The following is a 19,796-nucleotide window of genomic DNA, read 5'->3' on the forward strand; positions in this document are numbered from 1 at the left end:
TGTCACGGCGCGCGCACGGCGACACAAATCGACCGCGACCAGGGCGCACGCTATTGCGATGCGCCGCTCGACGTACCGGAAGACGCCCCAGCCCCGTTCGTGTGCTGATTGACCCATTGATCAAGCGACGTCTGCCCGGACGGCGACGTCCCGCCCGGCGCATTCGGAACCGGCGACGCCAAGCCAGGCGACAAGCCGCCCGCGGCCGCACCATTCGCGGATGCGGCGCCCTGCGCCCCTTGCGCGCCATTCGCCGCGGCAGGCGGCGACAGCAACGGCGGCACCGACGCGCCGTGCGGTGCGACGATCTGCGGCGGCTCGACATCGCGCGGCTCAGCCGATGACGCGGCCGGCGCCGTTGCATTGGGCACAGCAGGCACGGCAGGCGCGGACGGCGCAGCAGACGTGCTCACCGCAGGCGCCCGTCGCGGCGCACGCGGCTTCTCCTTCTGCGGCGCGGCCTTGTTGTCCGCCCCGAACAGATGCCCCCACCACGTACCAATCGTCGTACGTAGCGAATCGAACAGGCCCGTCTGTTTCTCTTCGACAAACTTCGCTCGCGGATCGACGAGCCGCGAACGCAGCGCACGCTGGAAAAAGTCGCCCACAATCGGCAGCGCGCTATGCGCGCCCTGCCCCCAGTAATCGCTGCGCAGCGTCACGCGGCTATCGTTGAAGCCAACCCACGCGCCCGCCACCAGTTGCGGATGCATGAGGATGAACCAGCCGTCCGCGTCGTCCTGCGTCGTGCCCGTTTTGCCCGCAACGTCGCCGCGAATGCCGAAGCGCGTGCGGATCGCGGTGCCCGTGCCCTTATCGACGACGTCGCGCATCACATCGAGCAGCGTCTGCGCGGCTTCCGGCGGCAGCGTCTGCTCGGGCCGCGCGGGACGGAATTGCGCGAGCAAATTGCCGTCGCGATCTTCGATCTGCGTGACAAACATCGGCGGAATATAGGCGCCGCGATCGGCGATCGTGCTGTACGCCGAGACCATTTCCTTGAGCGTGACCGGGCTCGTGCCGAGCGCAAGCGACGGCACCGCGTCGAGCCGGCTGTCGCGCACGCCCATCGAATAGGCGAGCCGCGCGACCTTCGACGGCCCCACTTCTTCCATCAGCTGCGCGGTGATGCGGTTCTTCGAATAGGCGAGCGCGTCGCGCAGCGTGACGGGCCGGCCGCTTGGCGGCGTATCGTCAGTCGGTTTCCAGATTTCGCCGCCCGCGAGCGTGATTTCGACCGGCTGATCGACAAACGTGTCGTCGGGCTTCGCGCCGTTTTCGAATGCCGCCCCGTACACGAACGGCTTGAAGGTCGAGCCCGGCTGGCGCCGTGCCTGCTGCACGTGATCGTACTGATCGTCGCTGAAATCGCGGCTGCCCACATAGGCCTTGATCTCGCCGTCGCGCGGATCGATTGCGATAAACGCGGCCTGCACGCGCGTCTTGTCGTCGCACAGCGACTGCATCAGATGATGGTCCGATTCGACCTGTTTGAGCGCGGCGTCGTCGGCGAGACCCGACTGCTTTGCCGCGCGATATTCGGGCGTCTCGCGCACGAACGCTGTGAACACGTCCTTGTGTGCCGAACACGCGTTACGCGTGCCCCACACCGAATTCGCCACCGTCTGCAGCTGGTTGCCTTGCCAGACCAGCGCCTGGGTCGCCATCGTCTGCAGGCGCGAATCGAGCGTCGTGCGCACGATCAGGCCGTCGGAGTAGATGTTGTAGTCGTTCGCATCGGCCCATGCGATCAGCCACTTGCGCAACTGCTGCGCGAAATGCGGCGCCGGACCCGGCGGCTCGGTCTGGCGCTCGAAATCGACGCCGAGCGGCCGGCGCTGCAGCGTCTGATAGGCGGCGGGCGTGAGCCGCTGGTACTTCACCATCTGTGCGAGCACGATATTGCGGCGCTGCAACGCGCGCTCGGGATTGATAACGGGGTTGTAGTAGCTGTTGCCCTTCAGCATGCCGATCAGCGTCGCGCTCTCGATCACCGTCAGGTCATGCGCCGATTTGTCGAAATAGGTGCGCGCGGCCATTTCGATTCCGTACGCGTTGTACAGGAACGGCACCGTGTTCAGATAGGTTTCGAGAATCTCGCTCTTTGTATAAACCGCTTCGATCTTGAAAGCGGTGATCGCTTCCTTGATCTTGCGCGTGAGCGTCGGCGCGCGGCCGATTTCGTCGGGGTACAGATTGCGCGCGAGTTGCTGCGTGATGGTCGAGCCGCCCTGGCGGTCGCCCGAGAACGTATGCAGCGCCGCCGACGCGGTGCGCTTGAAATCGATGCCGTGATGCTCGTAGAAGCGATGGTCTTCGGTCGAGATCAGCGCGTCGATCACGTGCGGCGACACATCCTGCAGCTTCACCCATTCGCGGTTCGACGGCTTGAAGGTGGCGAGCAGCTTGCCGTCCGCGGACAGCACCTGGGCCGGCTGCTCGACCTTCGCCTTGCGGATGTCGCCGATGCCGGGCGTAAATGGAATCAGGATCAGCACGTACAGCAGCATCAGCGCCGGCACCGCGGCGACGGTCAGCGCAATACCGCGCCGTGTCGGATGGCGCACGCGGTCGAGCGCGCGAAGCGCGTAGGGCTTGAGGAAGTCGAGCGTCGTCGCGCAGAGACTACGGACGAACGGCGCGATGGGTCGTTTCACGCAGGCTTACCGTCGGCAGAAAAGGCTGCATCGTACCAAACCAGCGCGCATACTCCGGCGTTTTTGCGTTGAAACGACGGTTGTGGCGCCTGCGGGAAGAGGGACACGATAGGGTCCGGTCGGCCCAAAACGAAAACAGCCGCCCGAAGGCGGCTGTAATTCAACATGCTGAGTTGCTTATCGTTAGCTCACGCTTACGCGTTCGCGCGCACCGCCGCGCGTTTCGGCGTCACCACCGACACTGCGAACGTCACGACGATATTCGCCGCGAGCGCGATCAGGCCGATGTAGAGCGGCCAGCTCGAATCGCCGATATGCAGCGTGAACACCGGCTTCAGACCCTGCACGATCGCGAGACCCGTGCCGAGCACGATGCCGACCAGCCAGCCGAAGAACAGACCGGCCGTATTGAGGCGGCGCGTGTACAGCGTGAACACGATGGCCGGGAAGATCTGCAGAATCCATACGCCGCCGAGCAGTTGCAGGTCGATGGCGTATTGCGTCGGCAGGAACACGATAAACAGCAGCGCGCCGAACTTCACGACGAGCGACACGAATTTCGCCGTCGACGCTTCCTGCGCCGGTCCCATGCTCGGCGAAACGAGCGGACGCCACAGATTGCGCGTGAACAGGTTCGCGGCGCCGATCGACATGATGGCGGCCGGCACGAGCGCGCTGATCGCGATCGCGGCCGCGGCAAAGCCGACGAACCACGACGGGAACAGCGTGCCGAACAGCGTCGGCACGACGTCGGAAGCCGACTTCACGTGGATGCCGGCAGCGATCGCCATATAGCCGAGCAGCGCGATCAGGCCGAGCAGCAGCGTATACGCGGGCAGGAAGATCGCGTTCTTGCGCACGGTCTGCGCCGATGACGACGACAGCACCGCCGTCATCGTATGCGGATACATGAACGCGGCGAGCGCCGAGCCCAGTGCCAGCGAGGCATACGCGGTGAACTGCGTCGGCTTCAGGATGATGCCGGTCGCGCCGCCCTTCGCCTTGAAGTACGTATCGGCCGCGTCGAACACCTGGCCGTAGCCGCCAAGCTTCTGCGGAATCAGCCAGACCGCCGCGATCACGACGATGTAGATCATGATGTCCTTGACGAAGGCGATCATCGCCGGCGCGCGCAGGCCGCTCGTGTACGTATAGAGCGCGAGGATCACGAACGCGATGACGAGCGGCAGTTCGCCGGAGACGCCGAGGCCCTTGATCACCACCTGCATGCCGACTAGCTGCAGCGCGATATACGGCATCGTCGCGACGATGCCGGTCAGCGCGACTGCCGCCGGGAACCACTTGCCGCCGTATTCGCCGTGCACGTAGTCGGCGGCCGTGATGTGGTTTTTCGCATGCGCGATTTTCCACAGCTTCGGCATCACCGCGAACACGAACGGATAGACGATGATGGTGTATGGCAGCGCAAAGAAGCCGTACGCGCCGACCGAGTAAACGAGCGCGGGCACCGCGATCACCGTGTAGGCGGTGTAGAAATCGCCGCCGACGAGGAACCACGAAATGACCGTGCCGAACTGGCGGCCGCCGAGGCCCCACTCGTGCAGTTGCGTGAGGTCGCCGCGCTTCCAGCGCGCAGCAAGGAAGCCCACTACCGTCACGAGCACGAAGAAGGCGATGAAGACGGTCATCGCAACCGGGTTGACGGGGTTCAGGTCGCTCATCGGATACCTCGGTAGACGACGTAGATCAGCAGCGACGTGAGCGGAACCCACAGGAACTGATACCAGTAGAAGAACGGAAAGCCGGCGAAAGATGGGCGCGTGTCGTTATAGAAAGGCAACCACAACAGCGCGATATAGGGGATCAGCAATATGAGCCAGAGCCATGAACGGCCGGCCTGATCTGATTGTTCCACGATTGTCCCTCTTGATTTGTATAGGAAAAACGAATATTCCCCGCGTCGGCGGCAAGGTCTGGGCCTCGCCGTACGGTCATCCCCCGCGCAAAGGTACGCGCATTATCCAGGAATTTGTTCGTCAATGCCTACTTTAGAAAAGGGACGGTTTAGTGCAGTGCGTCATTGTTCGGGGCGACCCGCGGCGTGATTTGCGGGCCCGCGCCCTTAGCTACAACTTCAGTGCTACTACTTCAGCACTACGTCTTATCTCCGACCATTTTGCTGCCGGCCGCCTCCAGCTTCTGTTCGAGCGCCTCCATTCTTGCCGCGAGCTTTTTGCCGAGTGCGCCGAGGTCGGCGCCGCTCTTGCGCAACTCCGGAAACAGGCTCTTCTCCTCTTCCTCGACGTGATGGCGGACCATCTCCGTCAGGACCTTGAACGTCGCGTCGAAGCCGCGCTGACCCGGCTTTAGCGTATCGAAGCGCGCGATTAGTGTTTTCACGAGGAAGTGCTCGACATACGCCTCGTCGACATCGATCACGTCGCGGCCGCCTAGCGCCTCGTGCGCGGCGGGATAGAGAATTTCTTCTTCGACGATCGCGTGGACGCTCAGCTTCTCGCACGCGCGCTGCGCGAGCGTGCCCTTCGCGTCGCGGTCGTCGTCGGCGGCGCGCTCGAACGCGTCGAATAGCTTGTCGACCGCGCGGTGGTCTTCTATCAGCAGCGCGATCGCGTCGGTGGTCGCTTTATCGGGGGTGGCGGTGCTCATCGTGGCTCCTGTGGGGTCGGTGTCGGGCATACCCGAGGGCGCTGCCCGAGGTTTCGTGAGTGCGCTCAATAGCGCGTTCGCGGCGCGTTCGAAGCCGCTCGCGTAACGAATGCGCAAGTGATGTTCCACGGGAGCGGGACGCGCGAGATGCGCAAGGCGCACAGGAATAAAGCCTGCTGCGGCGATTACACGGCTACGGCGACGAAACGGCTAACGCATGAGGGAGGGCATCGTGACCCCGCGCGGTGGGAACTTGCATATCGGCATATCGGGCTGGCGATACGAAGGATGGCGCGGCACGTTCTACCCAAAAGGTTTGCGCCAGGCGGACGAATTGCAGTTCGCGTCGCGCGCGGTACAGACTATTGAAATCAACGGCACACACTACAGCCTGCAATCACTCAACAGTTACCGGAAGTGGTACGACGAAACACCGGACGGTTTCGTGTTCAGCGTGAAGGGCGCGCGCTACCTCACCCACATGCTGCGTTTTCGCGACGAAGCCGCGCACGCAGGCCTCGCGAACTTTTTCGCGCAGGGGCTGCTTGCGCTCAACGACAAGTTCGGGCCGATTCTGTGGCAATTTCCGCCGTCGTTCCGATTTGATGCGGAGCGCCTCGAGCGCTTTCTGACGATGCTGCCGCGCGATACGGAAGGCGCACTCGAGATCGCCCGCCGGCACGATAAGCGTGTCCGCGAGCCCTATCTCGCCATCGACCGGCCGCGGCGCCTGCGGCATGCAATCGAAATCCGCCATCCGAGCTTTCTCGACCCCGCGTTCGTGGCGCTGCTGCGCAAGCACGGTGTGGCGCTCGTCGTTTCCGATTCGACCGAAGACTGGCCGCACGTCGACGACCTGACCGCCGACTTCGTCTACGTGCGGCTGCATGGCACGAGTGCACGCTATTCGGGCTCGTACGACGACGCCGCGCTCGATACGTGGGCGCTGCGGATCGCTGCATGGGTGCACGGCGACCAGCCGACTGACGCAAAACTGATCGCCCCTGACAAACCGCCGCGCAAACGCTCAGCGCGCGACGTGTTCTGCTACTTCGACAACGATACGAAAACGGAAGCGCCGTTCGATGCACAGCGGCTGATGGGGCGACTCGCGGTCGAACCTCAAGTACGACGTGTGCCGCCCCGCAACGAGGCGGCCGCCGATGGCCGCAAACAGAGCGGGCAAGGCAGGCAAGGGCAGGTCAAGCACCCCATCCCTTAGCGAACCGTTCACGCAAATACTGCGTGAACGCACGTATCGTCACCGAGCTTTGCTGGTGCTGCGGATACACGGCGTAAAGCGTGATCGGCCGCGACGCAAACGCTTCGAGCAGCGGCACGAGCCGCCCGCTCTCAAGCGCGCCCGCGACGATGAATTCCGGCAGCAGCGCGACGCCGATGCCAGCAATCGCCGCATCGCGAATTACCTCGCCATTGTTCGCGCGCAACGGTCCGTGCACTTCGATATGCCGCACCATGCCGTCGATTTCGAACGGCCAGCCGGTACGCGCCTCTTCGCCGTATAGCAGGCACGGATGGCGCGCGAGCTCGGCGGGCGTCATGGGCGCGCGCCGCGTGTTGCGGTACAGCGGACTGCAGCACGCGATCATGCGAAATTCGGCGAGTTTTTGCGCGATCAGCGTCGAATCCGCGAGCGTGCCGATGCGCAGCGCCATGTCGTAGCCCTCGCCAACCACATCGACGACGCGGTCGCTCAGTTCCATATCGATCCGCACCTCGGGGTTCGAGCTCAGAAACGCGCCGACGAGCGGCGACAGATGGACCATGCCGAACGACAGCGGCGCGCTGACGCGCAACAGGCCGCGCGGATAGGCGCGCTGCGACGACATCGCCAGCTCGGCGTCGGCCACGTCCGCGAGGATCCGCGTGGCGCGCTCGTAGAACTCGTAGCCGAGATCGGTCACCGCGAGCTTGCGCGTATTGCGCACGAGCAGGCGCACGCCGAGGCTCGCCTCGAGCGCCATCACGCGGCGGCTGACGAACTGCTTCGACAGCTGCAAGCGGTCCGCCGCAGCCGTGAAATTCCGCGCGTCGACGGTCGCGACAAAGATTCTCAGGTCATCGAGCTGCATGGGCGGGGCTTCCTTCGGCGCCGGGTTCGGTTGCCGCAATTGTCAACACTAACAGGACAGTCAATCCCGTTTCAGCGCGATTATAGCCTTCTGAATTGACCTAAACTTCGTTTCAACGCGTGAGGTTTGACGCTCCCGTCGAAACCGACACCTTTTTCGGAGATCGCCATGATTGAAATCAGACACGCCAACGAACGCGGCCACGCCAATCACGGGTGGCTCGACTCGCACCATACGTTCTCGTTCGCGAATTACTACGACCCGAAGCAGGTCGGTTTCTCCGATCTGCTCGTGATCAACGACGACCGCGTCGCGCCGGGCCGCGGCTTCGGCAAGCATCCGCACCGCGACATGGAGATCTTTTCGTACGTGCTCGAAGGCGCGCTCGAACACAAGGACTCGATGGGCACGGGCTCAGTGATCGTCCCCGGCGATATCCAGCTGATGAGCGCCGGCACCGGTGTCGCGCACAGCGAGTTCAACCATTCGGCGAAGGAGCCCGTGCACTTCCTGCAGATCTGGATCGCGCCGTCGGTGAAGAACGCGACGCCGCGCTACCAGCAACAGCATTTCGGCGCCGAACAGAAACGCGGCACGCTGCGCCTCGTGATTTCGCCGGAAGGCACCGACGGCTCGCTGGAAGTGCGCCAGGACGTACGCGTCTATGCGGGCCTCTTCGATGGAGCGGAAACGGCAGACGTCGAACTCGCGGCGGACCGCTACGCGTATGTGCATGTCGCTCGCGGCGCAGTCACCGTGAACGGCGTGCGTCTTACCGAAGGCGACGGCGCGCGCATTCGCAATGAACGCAAGCTCGCCTTCAGCGCCGGCGAGGACGCGGAAGTGCTCGTGTTCGACCTGCGCAACAACGAAGTATCGGAACTGTGGTCGTGAGCGTACGCGCCGCGATCTTCGACAACATTGACCACGCTATATAAGAGAGGAAAAAACCATGAACGATCTGATCGACCAACGGCGCGACGCGATTCTGCTCGTCGCCCGCGTGCTGCTGATGGTGCTGTTCGTCATCTTCGGCTGGAGCAAGCTGACCGGCTTTTCCGCCGCCGAAGCGTATATGGCGACGACCGGTGCGCCGGCTCCGTCGGTGGCCGCGGCGATCGCCGTCGTGATGGAACTCGGCGTGGGCGTGCTGCTCGCCGTCGGACTTTTGACGCGGCCGCTTACGTTGCTGCTCGCGCTCTATACGCTCGGCACCGCGCTGATCGGCCATCACTTCTGGACGCAGACCGGCATGGAGCAGTACGCGAATATGGTCAACTTCTACAAGAACATCAGCATTATCGGCGGACTGTTGTTGCTGGCCGTGACGGGACCGGGGAAGTATTCGTTCGACCGGCGCTAGAGGTAAGACGCGGCGTGCGGCGCACGCCGCCGCTTTTCGTTGAACGAAGTTCGGGCGGCCGGGTTGCCGCCCTTTTCTTTTTGCGCGTCGACGCCGCGCGATTTGTCATGCCGCGCTTTGCGGCCCAAATCCCTGGATGCCTGGATGCCTGGACACCTGAATCCGAACGCTATTCGGAGAGACAGTAAAACCCGCCCAACCGGTCGATCCAGATGATTTCCTGCGCCTCTTCGAGCCGGCGCCATTCTTCATCGGTCACCATGACCTCGGCCGCGTCGCCGAGCTCGTAAAATTCTTCGTCTTCTTCGGTGAACTGCTGAACCTTGACCGTTCGCATCGCCGCACCTCGCGCTTGAGAGAGCCGTGCTCACCACACGCTTCGCATGCGGCTGGCACGATTCCGGACGCGGCCATTCTACCGGCATTGCGCGCCTGCAAAATTAACTCGCGCGCACCATAAAAAAGGCGGGCGCGCCGCCCATAAAGGCAGCGCGCCCGCTTCATTTCCACCATTCACACTATAGGCACGCGCGGCAAACCCACCGGTTGGCCGCGTCACGCGCAGCGTGATTTAGAACTTGTGGCGCAGACCGAGGTTGACCATCGTCTGCGACGACGTACCTGCGTAGCCGTACGAACCGATCGACGCTTGCGCCGCAACCGGAGCGCCGCCGCCGTTCGGATCAGCCGTCTCGCCGCTCGCGTGCTGGTAAGCCGCGGTCATGTACACGTCGGTGCGCTTCGACAGCGAGTAGTCCGCGCCGAGCGACACCTGGTGATACGTCGCCGACGTATCGCCGCTCGACTTCGTGTAGCTATAGCCGACGCCAAGCAGCATGGCCGGCGTTGCCTGCCAGTTGAAGAAGCCCTGGCCCGTGTTGTACTTCTCGTTCTCGGCGAACAACGACGCATTGTCGCGGCGATATTGCGCGTTGCTGTAGCCCGCGCCGACCGTGAACGGCCCGATCACATACTGGCCCGCAACGCGTGCGATCGCGAGCGAATGAGCCGACGAGTAGCCGAGGTTGATCGGACCGTCGAACGTGCCGTCCGACGTGCTCGTGAAGCTGTTGGCGCGCGGCACGGCCGTTGCTTCGCTGTTTGCCGCATAGAAGTAACCGGCTGCCAGCGACAGCGGGCCCGTGTTGTAAGCCGCTGCCACCGAGTACGATTGCTGCGCGCCGGTCGAGCCCGCCGTGCCGCCGAATGCGTACATCGTTTCAAACTGGAAGCCCGACCACACCGGCGACGCGTACTTGACCGCATTGCTCACGCGGAAGCTGTTGTCGTAGTTATCGACGTCGCCCGCCGTTGCGAACGCGCTGCCGAAGTAGTTGTCCGCGGTAATGCCTTGCACCAGGTCGATCAGCGGATCGTACTGGCGGCCGAGCGTCACGGCGCCGTACTGCGTGCTCGTCAAACCGACGTAAGCCTGACGGCCGAACAGACGGCCCCCCTGGCCGAGCTGGCCCGTCGACGGATTGAAGCCGTTTTCCAACTGGAAGATCGCTGCGAGACCGCCGCCGAGATCTTCGTTGCCCTTGACGCCCCAACGCGTGCCGGACAGGTTGCCGAAACTGGAGTTGCCGAGCGCCCACAGGCTCTGGCCGCCCTGAGCATGGTTCACATAAGTAATCGACGTATCGATCGTGCCGTATAGGGTGACGCTCGTTTGCGCGTGCGCGGCCCCGGCGACGCCCAGCATCGCCAGCGAAATGACCGAGAGGGAGGTCGTGCGTTTCATTATTTCTCCTTGCGCTTGTAGTTAAGTGGACGCGAAGCGCAGACTACCCGTGCAAAGAATTAATGTAAAAAATGGCAAAAAGACACGTCTCGGATGTGCGACACGTGCAATTCGCGCACTATTTCTTTATCGTCAATATAGACACACGAAAACAGAAACAATAGAGGTCTTTTCCACGAATGTTCGTGTCGTTTTAGCCGAAAACGGACATCCACCCAATCCTCACCAAGCTTCATCGAGGATAATTGCGAAAAATAGAATAGGTAATTTCGCGAGACGAATAGTCGCGGAGATTTGGACCAGCTAGAGTGCACTCGCTTCACAATATCCGTAGACAGCGGATATCCACGCATTTGCGCGGCTTTGGCCGCGCTTTTTTCTTTTGCGAAGCTTTTTTGCAAACGCGCGACAAGGCCTTTGAAAGGCTGACAGAATCGTTTCGAAATGCCCTTCAAAAGGCCTTTAAAGCGCGTTTAAAGCAGCCGGGCGCTCAGTTGCCCTTCAGCCGCTCTTCAGCTGCCGTCACTTCCCGCCGAGCAGCACATTGACGTTCTTCAGCTTCGTGAACTCGAGCAGTTCATCCTTCGACTCTTCGCGGCCCTGCCCCGACTGCTTGTAGCCGCCGAATGGCGCACCGAGAATGTGCGTCGACGTATCGTTGATCCATACGTAGCCTGATTCGATCGCCGCCGCCACGCGGTGCGCGGTATCGAGGTTCTGCGTCCACACCGAGCCAGTCAGGCCGACCTCAAGACCGTTGACCGCCGTGAGCATCTCCGTTTCGTCGCGCCAGCGAAACACCGATAGCACCGGCCCGAAGATTTCATCGCGCGCAATCGCCATATCGGGTTGCACATCGACAAAGACGGTCGGCTCGATAAAAAAGCCGTCCGCGAGCGCCGGGTCGGCAGGATGCCGGCCGCCGAGCGCGAGCGTCGCTTTCTGCTCATGCGCCTTTTCGATGTAATGGAGCGTGCGCTCATACTGCGTGCGGTTGATCAGCGCGCCCATCGTGGTGCGCATGTCGGTCGCGATACCGGGGCGATAGAGCGACGGCAACTGCTTCACGAGCGCATCGACAAAACGGTCGTGAATCGAATCGTGAATGAAGAGTCGGCTCGTCGAACCGCACGACTGGCCGCACCACGCAAAATTCATCCCTTTGATCGCGCCCGCCACGGCTTTTTCGACATGCGCGTCCGGGTAGACGATCATCGCGTTCTTGCCGCCGAGCTCGAGCACGGTGTGCTTCATCGTATCGGCCGCGGCGCGCAGCACGGCCTTGCCGGCCTGCACGCTGCCGATCAGCGCGACCGCATCGACGCCGGGGTGGCTTGCGAGCGCGGCGCCCGCATCGCGGCCGCCCACCACGCAATTCAATACGCCCGGCGGAAACACGTCTTCGAGCAGTTCCATCAGGCGAATCGTCGACAGCGGCGCCTGCTCGGGCGGCTTCACGATCACGGTATTGCCCGCCGCAAGCGGCGCGGCGATCTTGCCCGCGGCGAACATGAACGGATGGTTGAACGGAAAAATCCGCGCAACGACGCCGCGCGGCTCGCGCACTGTGTAGTTCAACGACCCGTTCGATGTCGGTATCGTTTCGCCTTTTATCTCGAGCACAAGGCCCGCGAAGTATTCGAGCAGTTTCGCGCCGACCTGCGCGTCGAACATCATCGCGTTGACCGGATTGCCGCAATTCGCCGCATCGATCAGCGCGAGTTCCTGCGCGTGACCGAGCACGCGCGACGCCGCCTCGCGCAAACAGCGCGCCCGCTCGAGCGGCGGTGTGCGCGCCCACGTGTCGCGCGCGGCACGCGCGGCGGCCACGGCCGCCGAAACTTCTTCAGTACCGCCGCACAACACATCGCGTAGAGGCTTGCCGGTCGACGGGTTCATACAGGCGAGCGTCGCCGCGCCTGTCGGCGTGTGCCATTGGCCTCCCCAGTAGAGTCCACTCGCCTTCGGCAGGCTCGACGGCACGCGCGACGACAGGTCGTTCTGCGCCGCCTGACTCGCGCTTTGCATCGGGCTTTGCATCGCGCTTTGATGCGCGCCTTGATTCGATTGAGTTCGATCGTTCATCGGTGGGTCCTCGTTGCTTCGGCTGGTCTGGAAATAACGTAGACGTTTCCATGACTCGCGTATTCCATGGGCAATACAATCGAAAGCACATCGCGCCCGCGAAAAGCGGAATAGCAGATGCGCGGTGAATGTTCTCGTAGGGGACAGCCACGAGCGGGAAGGAGCATCCGATGAACGACGTAGCGCAACGCATGCTTGCCGAAATCCGGGAACTTTCATCAGACATCGCCTCGCGCGCCGCGCAGATCGAAGCGGAACGGCGCCTGCCCGCCGATCTCGTGCAAACCATGCGTTCGATCGGCGTGTTCCGCATGTATGTGCCGCGCAGCCACGGCGGCCTCGAACTCGATATCGAAAGCGCAATGGCGGTAGTCAGCGCGCTCAGCCGTATCGACAGCTCGATCGGATGGCTCGCCGGTATCGGTTCGACCGCGCCGCTGTTCGCGACGCGCTTGCCGCGCAAAGTATTCGACGAGATGTACCGCCACGGCCCCGACGTGATCATCGCGGGCGCCGTGCAGCCTACGGGTACGCTCGAGGAAACGGCCGATGGCTGGCGCGGCAACGGACGCTGGGCATTCGCGAGCGGCTGCATGCACGCGGACTGGATGTTCGGTATCGGCGTCGTCACCGCGAACGGCAACGCGGCCGGCGGCACGAATGGCGCGGGCGGGCCGCCGGCGATGCGCGGCATGATGCTGCCGGCCGGCGCATGGCGCATCGAAGATACGTGGAGCGTCGCGGGGCTCGAAGGCACCGGCAGCCACCATATTTCGCTGACGAACGCGCCGGTTCCCGCGAACCATCTGTTCGATCACATCAACGGCGAGTCCTGCGTGGCGGGCCCGCTTTACCAGGCGGTCGGGGCGCTGCTCGCGCCGATGGGCTCGGCAATGATGGTCGGCATCGCCGAAGGCGCACTCGATGCGATCGTTGCGCTCGCGAATACGGGCCGCCAGCAGTTTCGCGTCGCGACGGCGATGCGCGATTCGGAAATTTTTCTGCACGACCTCGGACGGATCGAAGCGGACCTGCGCGCGACGCGCGCCTTGCACGATGCGCAGGTTCGGGTGCTGTGGCAACGCGCGCTCGAAGGCACCTTGAACGACGACGCGCTGTATGCGCAGGCCGCGCAGGCCGCGGTGTGGATTGCGAGAACGTGCGTGCAGATCGGCGACGCCTGCTTTGCGTTGGGCGGCGGCGCGGCGATTTACGACAGCTCGCCGCTGCAGCGCCGCTTGCGCGATCTGCACGTCGCCGCGCAGCACGCGGCCGTGCATCCGCGGCATTATGTGTCGGCCGGCAAGTTGCTGTTGAAGCGCGGCTGAGCGATCTCAGCGATCGTATCGGGTTCCTGAATATCGCCTGGGTTATAGCCTGGCTGATAGCTTGCCTGTAGCCTGAACGATTGATCCACAGCGCCCTGCGCCACCCTATACTCTGCCTTGCCGTCAAAACAGCGACGGATGGGTCTGGCAGCCTGATCAGCATCGAAGTCCCGCGCCTGCACAAGCAGCGACCGCGGCAGCCGCTGCACGTCTGTGTATCAATGGGCGGGCCGTGGCGAGGAGACCTGCGGGTCTACCGGTTCCTTCGATGCTTCCGGTCTGCCAGCCTCGCTACCGTGCCCGCTCGCCTTCCCTTCAAGGTTGTGGGTTTTCATCGAACGAGGAAGAACGCAACATGACCCGCAACACTACGCCAACCGGGCCGCTCGAGCGCGCCGCTCAGCGCGGCGTCGGACGCTTCGTCGTGAACCCGCGCATCGCGCCCCGGCGCAAGCCGCGCCGCGCAGGGCGGACGCCGACGGGACGCGAAGCCGAGCATTACGCGGAAGCCGCGCTAGCGGCTCTCGAATACTGCAGCCAGACAGTCGATCAGTTCAGAACGCTCGTCGCCATCGCGGCGACCCTTCTTCGCACACCGCCCACCCGTCACGACGCGCGCGTCAGCCGGCAAACGATGTTGCAGTTGCTGCTCGATACCGCCGAGCATTACCAACGCGGAGCCGAAAACGATCGCGCGCTGTTCGAAGTGCTTGTGCTCGATGCGCGCAACCTCCACGGAACCGATATGGGCGCCGACGAAGCGTTGAAACTGCTGGGCCAGCGGCGCACGCAAGCGGCGCGCTACCAGGTGTGAGCGAGGTCCGGACCTCTCGCCTCATTGGGTTCCATGCCTGGTCCCCTCCTGGTCCCGACCCGGTCCGATCCTGTTTCAAGCCGCGGTCACCAGTCAGCGTCCTCGCTCAGCCGTCCTCGCTCATTCCCGCGAGACGCGCCTCGCCGGCGTCCCTCGCCGCGGCCGCGGTGCTGAACGAGTCGTCGGAGACCAGTGCCCGGCGCACGTTTTTCGCATCGAAATCGACCAGCGTGATCACCCAGACGAACCCGCCCGCACGCTCCGCGGTCTGCACGAACGCGCGCAGATTGCCGTTGCTGCCCTCAGATTTCATGATGACCTCCCGAAAAGCGTTGCCTTGAGAAAACACGTCCGCGGGTGGTGTTTTGCACATCGCGTTCCTGCCCGGTGGCACGAGCCGCCACGTCAGCGCAACCAGCGCCGCGAACGCGACATACGCAACCGTAAAGACCCACGCGGGTAATTCGTAATACAGCAGGCGGCCCACCCAGCGCTGCACGAAGCCTTGCGTCGCGCCGGCGTCGTGACGCAGCGTGTCTTCGAGCACGGTCAGCGGGCACGCAATGCCCAGCAGCGCGAGCAACGCGACGACGCCGATCGCCGCAAGATGCAGGCCACGGAAAGCACGGCCGCGAACCCAGCGCCAGTCGGACGCCGCGCCGAGCCAGATCGCTAGCAGGCCGCCGACGATAAACACCACGAGCGCGGCATGCAGGACGAGTACGGCGTCGGCGAGCCTGTTCATCGCGATTGCTCCGCGGGGCGCATGCCGCAGCCGCCGCTCTCCCGCCCCAACCGTCAGCGCGCCGCCGTCACAACCTGCCCGCTTATGTTTTCCTCGACGCACTTGCGATACGCCTGCGCGACCACTGAAGCGCGCACGGCATCCGTCGCATCGCGCCCCATCATTTGCAGCGATTCGGCCACCCATCCCGGACTCACGACATTCACGCGCAGCATGTCGCGCAATTCGAGTGCCGCCGCCCGTGCAAACGCTTCGACGCCCGCGTTGACGAGACTGATTGCGGCGCCGCCCGGCATCGGGTGTTGCGCGAGCGTGCCGCTCGTCAGGGTAATCGAGCCGCCCGGGTTGATTTTCTGCGTGCCGCAGCGCACCAGATTCACCTGGCCCATCAATTTGTTCGCGAGACTGAAGTCAAAATCGCTATCCTGTAGCTCGTCGAGCGGCGCGAATTTTGCTGTCCCGCCCACACAAATGACCGCGTCGAGCGGACCCGCATCGTTATACATCGCGACGATCGAGCCCTGGTCCGACAGGTCGACCTTCAATGCCGGGCCATTACGGCTCGCGCCGATCACCTCATGCTTCGGAGACATCAGCTGGATGATTTCCTTACCGAGGAGCCCTGTCGCTCCGACGACCAGTATGCGCATACCGCCTCCTGTACTCACGATGCATCGCGATGGGTGCGGTGAACGCGCAATGGCCGCGCGACGACCGCGCTGTGCTCCCGCTGTGCGCCACGTTGTGGTCCATGCTGTGACCCGCTCAGTGACCTGCGCCGTGACCTGCTCAGTGACCTGGTTCGCGCGCCGCGTTCCGCCGTGTCCGATCGTTCTATCCGGCTTCGATTGTCATGAAGGAGCCCGATCATTCTGTTCCACTGATTTCCCGCGCGCAATCACTGCGCGCACCACCACCCGACCTGCCTGAGCCGGCAATTCGCCACGTTCACGTCATGCACATTCCCTACGCTATCGTCTGAACCGAGACCTCATGCTGACTCTGTCGAATGTCATCAAGCGCTATCCGGGCAATCCGCCGCGCACCGTGTTGAACGGCGTATCGCTCGAGTTGCGGGAGGGCGAGTGTGTCGCGATCATCGGCGAGTCGGGCAGCGGCAAATCGACGCTGCTTAATCTCGCCGCAGGGCTCGACAAGCCCGATGGCGGACAGATCGTGTTCGACGGCCAGGATCTCGCCACGCTTAACGACGATCGCGCGACACGGCTACGCCGCGCGCACATGGGTTTCGTTTTCCAGGCGTTTCATGTGCTGCCGAACCTGACCGCCGCGCAAAACGTCGCGTTGCCGCTGCGGTTGAATGGCGTGCCGGCGGCCGATATCGCTGCGCGCGCCGCGGCCGCGCTCGCCTCGGTCGGGCTCGCGGATCGCGCGGACACGCTGCCGCGTGAACTGTCGGGCGGCGAACTGCAGCGCATCGCGATCGCGCGCGCGGTCGTCCATCAGCCGAGTCTCGTGCTCGCCGACGAACCGACCGGCAATCTCGATCACGACACGGCCACGCGCATCCTGCGCTTACTGCTCGATATGACGCGCGAGTCGCGCGCCGCGGTGCTGCTCGTCACGCATTCGGCGGCGGCCGCGGCAAGCGCCGATCGCGTGCTGTTGCTGACGCGCGACGGGCTTGCGCCGCACGCGCCGCCGCTGTATCTGCCACCTGAAGAGCGCACGCTATGAGCCGCGCACGATGACCACGGCGAATATCAAGCAAGGCTTGCGCGGCGACGCGTCCGCTACGTGGTCCGTTTCCGCGCGCGCGATGCTGGCGACCGCGGCGGCGCTGATCGCGGGCGAAAGCCGCAGCCATCCGCTGCGCGCGCTGGTCGCGGTGCTCGCGATCGCGGCCGGCGTCGCGATGGGTTATGCCGTGCAACTGATCAACGGCGCGGCGCTGACCGAGCTGGCCTCGACCGTCAATTCGCTGACGGGCGACGCCGACCTCACGATTCGCGGTCCGCGCAACGGCTTCGACGAATCGCTGTATCCCCGTATCGCGCGTCTACCCGATGTGGTGGCGGCGAGCCCCGTCGTCGAAGTCGATGCGCGCGTCGCGGGGCATGACGATGCGTTGAAGCTGCTCGGCGTCGATGTGTTTCATGCGGGACGCGTCACGCCGGATCTGGTCGGGCGCGTCGGCTCATCAAACGGAAACGCGAGCGAAAACCCGGACGGAAACCGGCTCGATCTGCTGTCGCCGGACACCGTGTTTCTGTCGCCGGCCGCGCTCGCATGGAGCGGCCTCAAGATCGGCGACACGCTGACGGTGCAGGTCGGCCTGCGGCAAGTGGCGCTGCGCATCGCGGGCACGCTACCCGCGTCGGGCACGAGCGTGCGCGTCGGCGTGATGGACATCGGCGCCGCGCAATGGCGGCTCGAGCGGCTCGGCTCGCTGCAACGCATCGATATCAAGCTGAAGGCCGGCGTCAACGCCGCGCGCTTTGCGCAGCAGATCGCCACCCAGTTGCCGGCCGGCGTCGCGGCCGTCTCGCCCAATGACAATGCGCATCGCACATCGCAACTGTCGCGCGCGTATCGCGCGAATCTGAACGTGCTCGCGCTGGTCGCCCTGTTCACCGGCGCGTTTCTCGTGTTCACGATCCAGGCGCTTGGCGCGTTGCGGCGTCGCACGCAATTCGCGCTGCTGCGCGCGCTCGGTGTGACGCGCCGCGGCGTGGTCGGGCTCATCGTCGCGGAAGGCGCCGTGCAAGGCATCATCGGCGCGCTGATCGGCGTCGCGCTCGGCTATGCGGTCGCGGCTGCCGTGCTGCATTTCGCGGGCGGCGACCTCGGCGGCGGCTACTTCGAAGGCGTGCATCCGCAGGTGCATGTCGACGCCGCGGCCGCGTGCCTGTTCGTCGCGCTCGGCATCGGCGCCGCCGTGCTCGGCAGCGTTTCGCCGGCGCTCGAAGCGGCGCGTGCGCAACCGGCGCAGGCGCTAAAAGCCGGAGACGAGGAAACGAGCCTCAGGAAGCTGCATCGATCGCGCGCGCTGATCGGCGCGCTCGTCGCAATCGGCGTCGGCATCGCGGCCGCGCGGTTACCGGCGGTCGATGGTTTGCCCCTATTCGGTTACGCGTCCGTGGCGCTATTGCTGATCGGCGGCGTGATGACGATGCCCTATATCGCGCGCACGGTGTTCGACGCCTTGCCGCGCACGCAGCGCGCGTTGCCGCAACTCGCGCTCGCGCAGCTCGCGCATGCGCCGGGGCGTGCGGCGATCGGACTCGCCGGCATTGTCGCGAGCTTCAGCCTGATGGTGGCGATGGCGATCATGGTGTCGAGCTTCCGCATCGCCGTCGACGACTGGCTGCAACTGCTGCTGCCCGCGCCGCTCTATCTGCGCGCGGCGCCTGCCGGCGACAGCGGCTTTCTATCGGCCGCCGATCAGGCCGCAATCGCTGCGACGCCCGGCATCGAGCGCGCCGAATTTCTGCGCGCGACGCAAATCTCGCTCGATACGCGCCTGCCGCCGGTCGCACTGATCGCGCGCCCGATCGACCCGCGCAACCCCGCCGCGCGCTTGCCGCTGACGGGCACGCCGCTTGTTCCGCGCGACGGTACCGCGAGGCCCGCGTGGGTCAGCGAGGCGATGGCCGATCTGTATCGTCTGCATATCGGCGATCGCATTACGTTGCCGGTCGGCGGCCGCGCCGCGACGTTCACGGTCGCCGGCATCTGGCGCGATTACGCGCGGCAATTCGGCGCGGTGGTCATCGATGAAGCGGACTACCGCAAGCTCGCGGACGACACACGCGCAAGCGACGCCGCGCTGTGGCCCGCATCCGGCGTTTCCGCCGCGCAGACCATTGAACGCATCCGCGCGCGCGTCGCGGGCGGCGATCGGCTCACGTTCTCCGAACCGGGCGAGATTCGCGCGGCGAGTCTCAAGATTTTCGACCGCAGTTTCGCGGTCACGTATCTGCTCGAAGCGGTCGCGGTGCTGATCGGCCTGTTCGGCATCGGCGCGAGCTTCGGCGCGCAGGCGCTATCGCGCACGCGCGAATTCGGCGTGCTGCGTCATATCGGCGTCACGCGCGGGCAGATCGCCGCGCTGCTGCTGATCGAAGGCGCACTCGTCGCGCTCGTCGGCGTCGCGTCGGGGCTCGTGCTCGGCACGGGCATCGCGGCGGTGCTTGTGTTTGTCGTGAACCCGCAGTCGTTTCACTGGACGATGAGTTTGCATATGCCGTGGGCACTCGTGCTGACGCTTGCCGCCGCGGTGATACTCGCCGCGGCGCTCACCGCGTTATGGAGCGCCAGGTCCGCGCTGTCGGTCGACGCGGTCCGCGCCGTGCGGGACGACTGGTAAGCCGATGAC

At 64.4% G+C, this 19,796-nt stretch carries 17 protein-coding genes and 1 pseudogene; 7 read left to right on the forward strand and 11 right to left on the reverse strand.

Annotated elements, in window-relative coordinates:
• Nucleotides 1-50: 50 nt before the first annotated feature.
• The 4 genes from KZJ38_RS35635 to KZJ38_RS35650 all read right to left on the reverse strand — a co-directional run bounded on the left by KZJ38_RS35635 (nucleotide 51) and on the right by KZJ38_RS35650 (nucleotide 5,285).
• Entirely contained in the window at nucleotides 51-2,657 is a 2,607-nt protein-coding gene (locus tag KZJ38_RS35635) for a penicillin-binding protein 1A (protein ID WP_425518401.1), read from the reverse strand.
• A 194-nt stretch (nucleotides 2,658-2,851) separates the two neighbouring features.
• Nucleotides 2,852-4,339 (reverse strand): monocarboxylate uptake permease MctP, encoded by a 1,488-nt coding sequence (gene mctP, locus KZJ38_RS35640; protein ID WP_219801699.1) that lies wholly within the window; start codon nucleotides 4,337-4,339, stop codon nucleotides 2,852-2,854.
• Nucleotides 4,336-4,533: a DUF3311 domain-containing protein gene (locus KZJ38_RS35645; RefSeq protein ID WP_219801700.1), complete on the reverse strand. Its 198-nt coding sequence runs from the start codon at nucleotides 4,531-4,533 to the stop codon at nucleotides 4,336-4,338. The genes mctP and KZJ38_RS35645 overlap by 4 nt, the downstream gene beginning before the upstream one ends.
• Before the next feature lie 239 nt (nucleotides 4,534-4,772).
• Complete coding sequence (locus KZJ38_RS35650) at nucleotides 4,773-5,285, reverse strand: hemerythrin domain-containing protein (RefSeq protein ID WP_219801701.1); 513 nt, start codon at nucleotides 5,283-5,285, stop codon at nucleotides 4,773-4,775.
• Between the two features lie 232 nt (nucleotides 5,286-5,517).
• Between KZJ38_RS35650 and KZJ38_RS35655 the strand changes: the two genes are divergently transcribed.
• Nucleotides 5,518-6,507, forward strand: a complete 990-nt coding sequence (locus tag KZJ38_RS35655) for a DUF72 domain-containing protein (protein ID WP_246641935.1) — start codon at nucleotides 5,518-5,520, stop codon at nucleotides 6,505-6,507.
• Here the strand turns inward: KZJ38_RS35655 and KZJ38_RS35660 are convergent.
• Nucleotides 6,488-7,378 (reverse strand): LysR family transcriptional regulator, encoded by an 891-nt coding sequence (locus KZJ38_RS35660; protein WP_219801703.1) that lies wholly within the window; start codon nucleotides 7,376-7,378, stop codon nucleotides 6,488-6,490. The genes KZJ38_RS35655 and KZJ38_RS35660 overlap by 20 nt on opposite strands.
• Nucleotides 7,379-7,546: 168 nt before the next feature.
• Between KZJ38_RS35660 and KZJ38_RS35665 the strand changes: the two genes are divergently transcribed.
• Together KZJ38_RS35665 and KZJ38_RS35670 are read left to right on the forward strand one after the other, a co-directional pair.
• Entirely contained in the window at nucleotides 7,547-8,272 is a 726-nt protein-coding gene (locus KZJ38_RS35665; protein WP_219801704.1) for a pirin family protein, read from the forward strand.
• 58 nt (nucleotides 8,273-8,330) lie between these two features.
• Nucleotides 8,331-8,741 carry a DoxX family protein gene (locus tag KZJ38_RS35670; protein ID WP_219801705.1) on the forward strand — a complete coding sequence of 137 codons (411 nt, stop codon included), beginning with the start codon at nucleotides 8,331-8,333 and terminating at the stop codon, nucleotides 8,739-8,741.
• Nucleotides 8,742-8,910: 169 nt separating this feature from the next.
• On the opposite strand, the gene KZJ38_RS35675 is transcribed toward KZJ38_RS35670, so the two are convergent.
• The 3 genes from KZJ38_RS35675 to KZJ38_RS35685 form a co-directional block, all read right to left on the reverse strand.
• Nucleotides 8,911-9,078: a hypothetical protein gene (locus tag KZJ38_RS35675; RefSeq protein WP_219801706.1), complete on the reverse strand. Its 168-nt coding sequence runs from the start codon at nucleotides 9,076-9,078 to the stop codon at nucleotides 8,911-8,913.
• A 234-nt stretch (nucleotides 9,079-9,312) separates the two neighbouring features.
• On the reverse strand, nucleotides 9,313-10,485 hold the full coding sequence (locus KZJ38_RS35680) for a porin (protein ID WP_219801707.1): 1,173 nt from the start codon (nucleotides 10,483-10,485) through the stop codon (nucleotides 9,313-9,315).
• 522 nt (nucleotides 10,486-11,007) lie between these two features.
• Entirely contained in the window at nucleotides 11,008-12,513 is a 1,506-nt protein-coding gene (locus KZJ38_RS35685) for an aldehyde dehydrogenase family protein (protein ID WP_219803817.1), read from the reverse strand.
• A gap of 227 nt (nucleotides 12,514-12,740) precedes the next feature.
• Between KZJ38_RS35685 and KZJ38_RS35690 the strand changes: the two genes are divergently transcribed.
• Both KZJ38_RS35690 and KZJ38_RS35695 read left to right on the forward strand, forming a co-directional pair.
• Entirely contained in the window at nucleotides 12,741-13,898 is a 1,158-nt protein-coding gene (locus KZJ38_RS35690; protein WP_219801708.1) for an acyl-CoA dehydrogenase family protein, read from the forward strand.
• Nucleotides 13,899-14,253: 355 nt separating this feature from the next.
• On the forward strand, nucleotides 14,254-14,712 hold the full coding sequence (locus KZJ38_RS35695; RefSeq protein ID WP_219801709.1) for a hypothetical protein: 459 nt from the start codon (nucleotides 14,254-14,256) through the stop codon (nucleotides 14,710-14,712).
• A 106-nt stretch (nucleotides 14,713-14,818) separates the two neighbouring features.
• Here the strand turns inward: KZJ38_RS35695 and KZJ38_RS35700 are convergent, their stop codons facing one another.
• From KZJ38_RS35700 to KZJ38_RS35710, 3 genes and pseudogenes are all read right to left on the reverse strand, one after another.
• Entirely contained in the window at nucleotides 14,819-15,025 is a 207-nt protein-coding gene (locus tag KZJ38_RS35700; protein WP_219803818.1) for a hypothetical protein, read from the reverse strand.
• A gap of 75 nt (nucleotides 15,026-15,100) precedes the next feature.
• A pseudogene (locus tag KZJ38_RS35705) lies at nucleotides 15,101-15,457 on the reverse strand (DUF2784 domain-containing protein); the annotation flags it as partial.
• Between the two features lie 53 nt (nucleotides 15,458-15,510).
• Nucleotides 15,511-16,107, reverse strand: coding sequence for a short chain dehydrogenase (locus KZJ38_RS35710; protein WP_219801710.1), 597 nt, complete (start codon nucleotides 16,105-16,107; stop codon nucleotides 15,511-15,513).
• A 343-nt stretch (nucleotides 16,108-16,450) separates the two neighbouring features.
• Between KZJ38_RS35710 and KZJ38_RS35715 the strand changes: the two genes are divergently transcribed.
• Together KZJ38_RS35715 and KZJ38_RS35720 are read left to right on the forward strand one after the other, a co-directional pair.
• Nucleotides 16,451-17,155, forward strand: coding sequence for an ABC transporter ATP-binding protein (locus KZJ38_RS35715; RefSeq protein WP_219801711.1), 705 nt, complete (start codon nucleotides 16,451-16,453; stop codon nucleotides 17,153-17,155).
• A gap of 82 nt (nucleotides 17,156-17,237) precedes the next feature.
• Nucleotides 17,238-19,787 carry an FtsX-like permease family protein gene (locus KZJ38_RS35720; RefSeq protein WP_219803819.1) on the forward strand — a complete coding sequence of 850 codons (2,550 nt, stop codon included), beginning with the start codon at nucleotides 17,238-17,240 and terminating at the stop codon, nucleotides 19,785-19,787.
• Nucleotides 19,788-19,796 lie beyond the last annotated feature (9 nt).

This window comes from Paraburkholderia edwinii, assembly GCF_019428685.1.
Classification (GTDB): Bacteria; Pseudomonadota; Gammaproteobacteria; order Burkholderiales; family Burkholderiaceae; genus Paraburkholderia; species Paraburkholderia edwinii.

What these genes read in the sequence shown, in the direction of transcription:
- mctP (WP_219801699.1), bottom strand. Translation starts at nt 4,339, where the DNA reads ATGAGCGACCTGAACCCCGTCAACCCGGTTGCGATGACCGTCTTCATC.
- KZJ38_RS35650 (WP_219801701.1), bottom strand. Translation starts at nt 5,285, where the DNA reads ATGAGCACCGCCACCCCCGATAAAGCGACCACCGACGCGATCGCGCTG.
- KZJ38_RS35660 (WP_219801703.1), bottom strand. Translation starts at nt 7,378, where the DNA reads ATGCAGCTCGATGACCTGAGAATCTTTGTCGCGACCGTCGACGCGCGG.
- KZJ38_RS35665 (WP_219801704.1), top strand. Translation starts at nt 7,547, where the DNA reads ATGATTGAAATCAGACACGCCAACGAACGCGGCCACGCCAATCACGGG.
- KZJ38_RS35670 (WP_219801705.1), top strand. Translation starts at nt 8,331, where the DNA reads ATGAACGATCTGATCGACCAACGGCGCGACGCGATTCTGCTCGTCGCC.
- KZJ38_RS35675 (WP_219801706.1), bottom strand. Translation starts at nt 9,078, where the DNA reads ATGCGAACGGTCAAGGTTCAGCAGTTCACCGAAGAAGACGAAGAATTT.
- KZJ38_RS35680 (WP_219801707.1), bottom strand. Translation starts at nt 10,485, where the DNA reads ATGAAACGCACGACCTCCCTCTCGGTCATTTCGCTGGCGATGCTGGGC.
- KZJ38_RS35685 (WP_219803817.1), bottom strand. Translation starts at nt 12,513, where the DNA reads ATGCAAAGCGCGAGTCAGGCGGCGCAGAACGACCTGTCGTCGCGCGTG.
- KZJ38_RS35690 (WP_219801708.1), top strand. Translation starts at nt 12,741, where the DNA reads ATGAACGACGTAGCGCAACGCATGCTTGCCGAAATCCGGGAACTTTCA.
- KZJ38_RS35695 (WP_219801709.1), top strand. Translation starts at nt 14,254, where the DNA reads ATGACCCGCAACACTACGCCAACCGGGCCGCTCGAGCGCGCCGCTCAG.
- KZJ38_RS35700 (WP_219803818.1), bottom strand. Translation starts at nt 15,025, where the DNA reads ATGAAATCTGAGGGCAGCAACGGCAATCTGCGCGCGTTCGTGCAGACC.
- KZJ38_RS35710 (WP_219801710.1), bottom strand. Translation starts at nt 16,107, where the DNA reads ATGCGCATACTGGTCGTCGGAGCGACAGGGCTCCTCGGTAAGGAAATC.
- KZJ38_RS35715 (WP_219801711.1), top strand. Translation starts at nt 16,451, where the DNA reads ATGCTGACTCTGTCGAATGTCATCAAGCGCTATCCGGGCAATCCGCCG.
- KZJ38_RS35720 (WP_219803819.1), top strand. Translation starts at nt 17,238, where the DNA reads ATGCTGGCGACCGCGGCGGCGCTGATCGCGGGCGAAAGCCGCAGCCAT.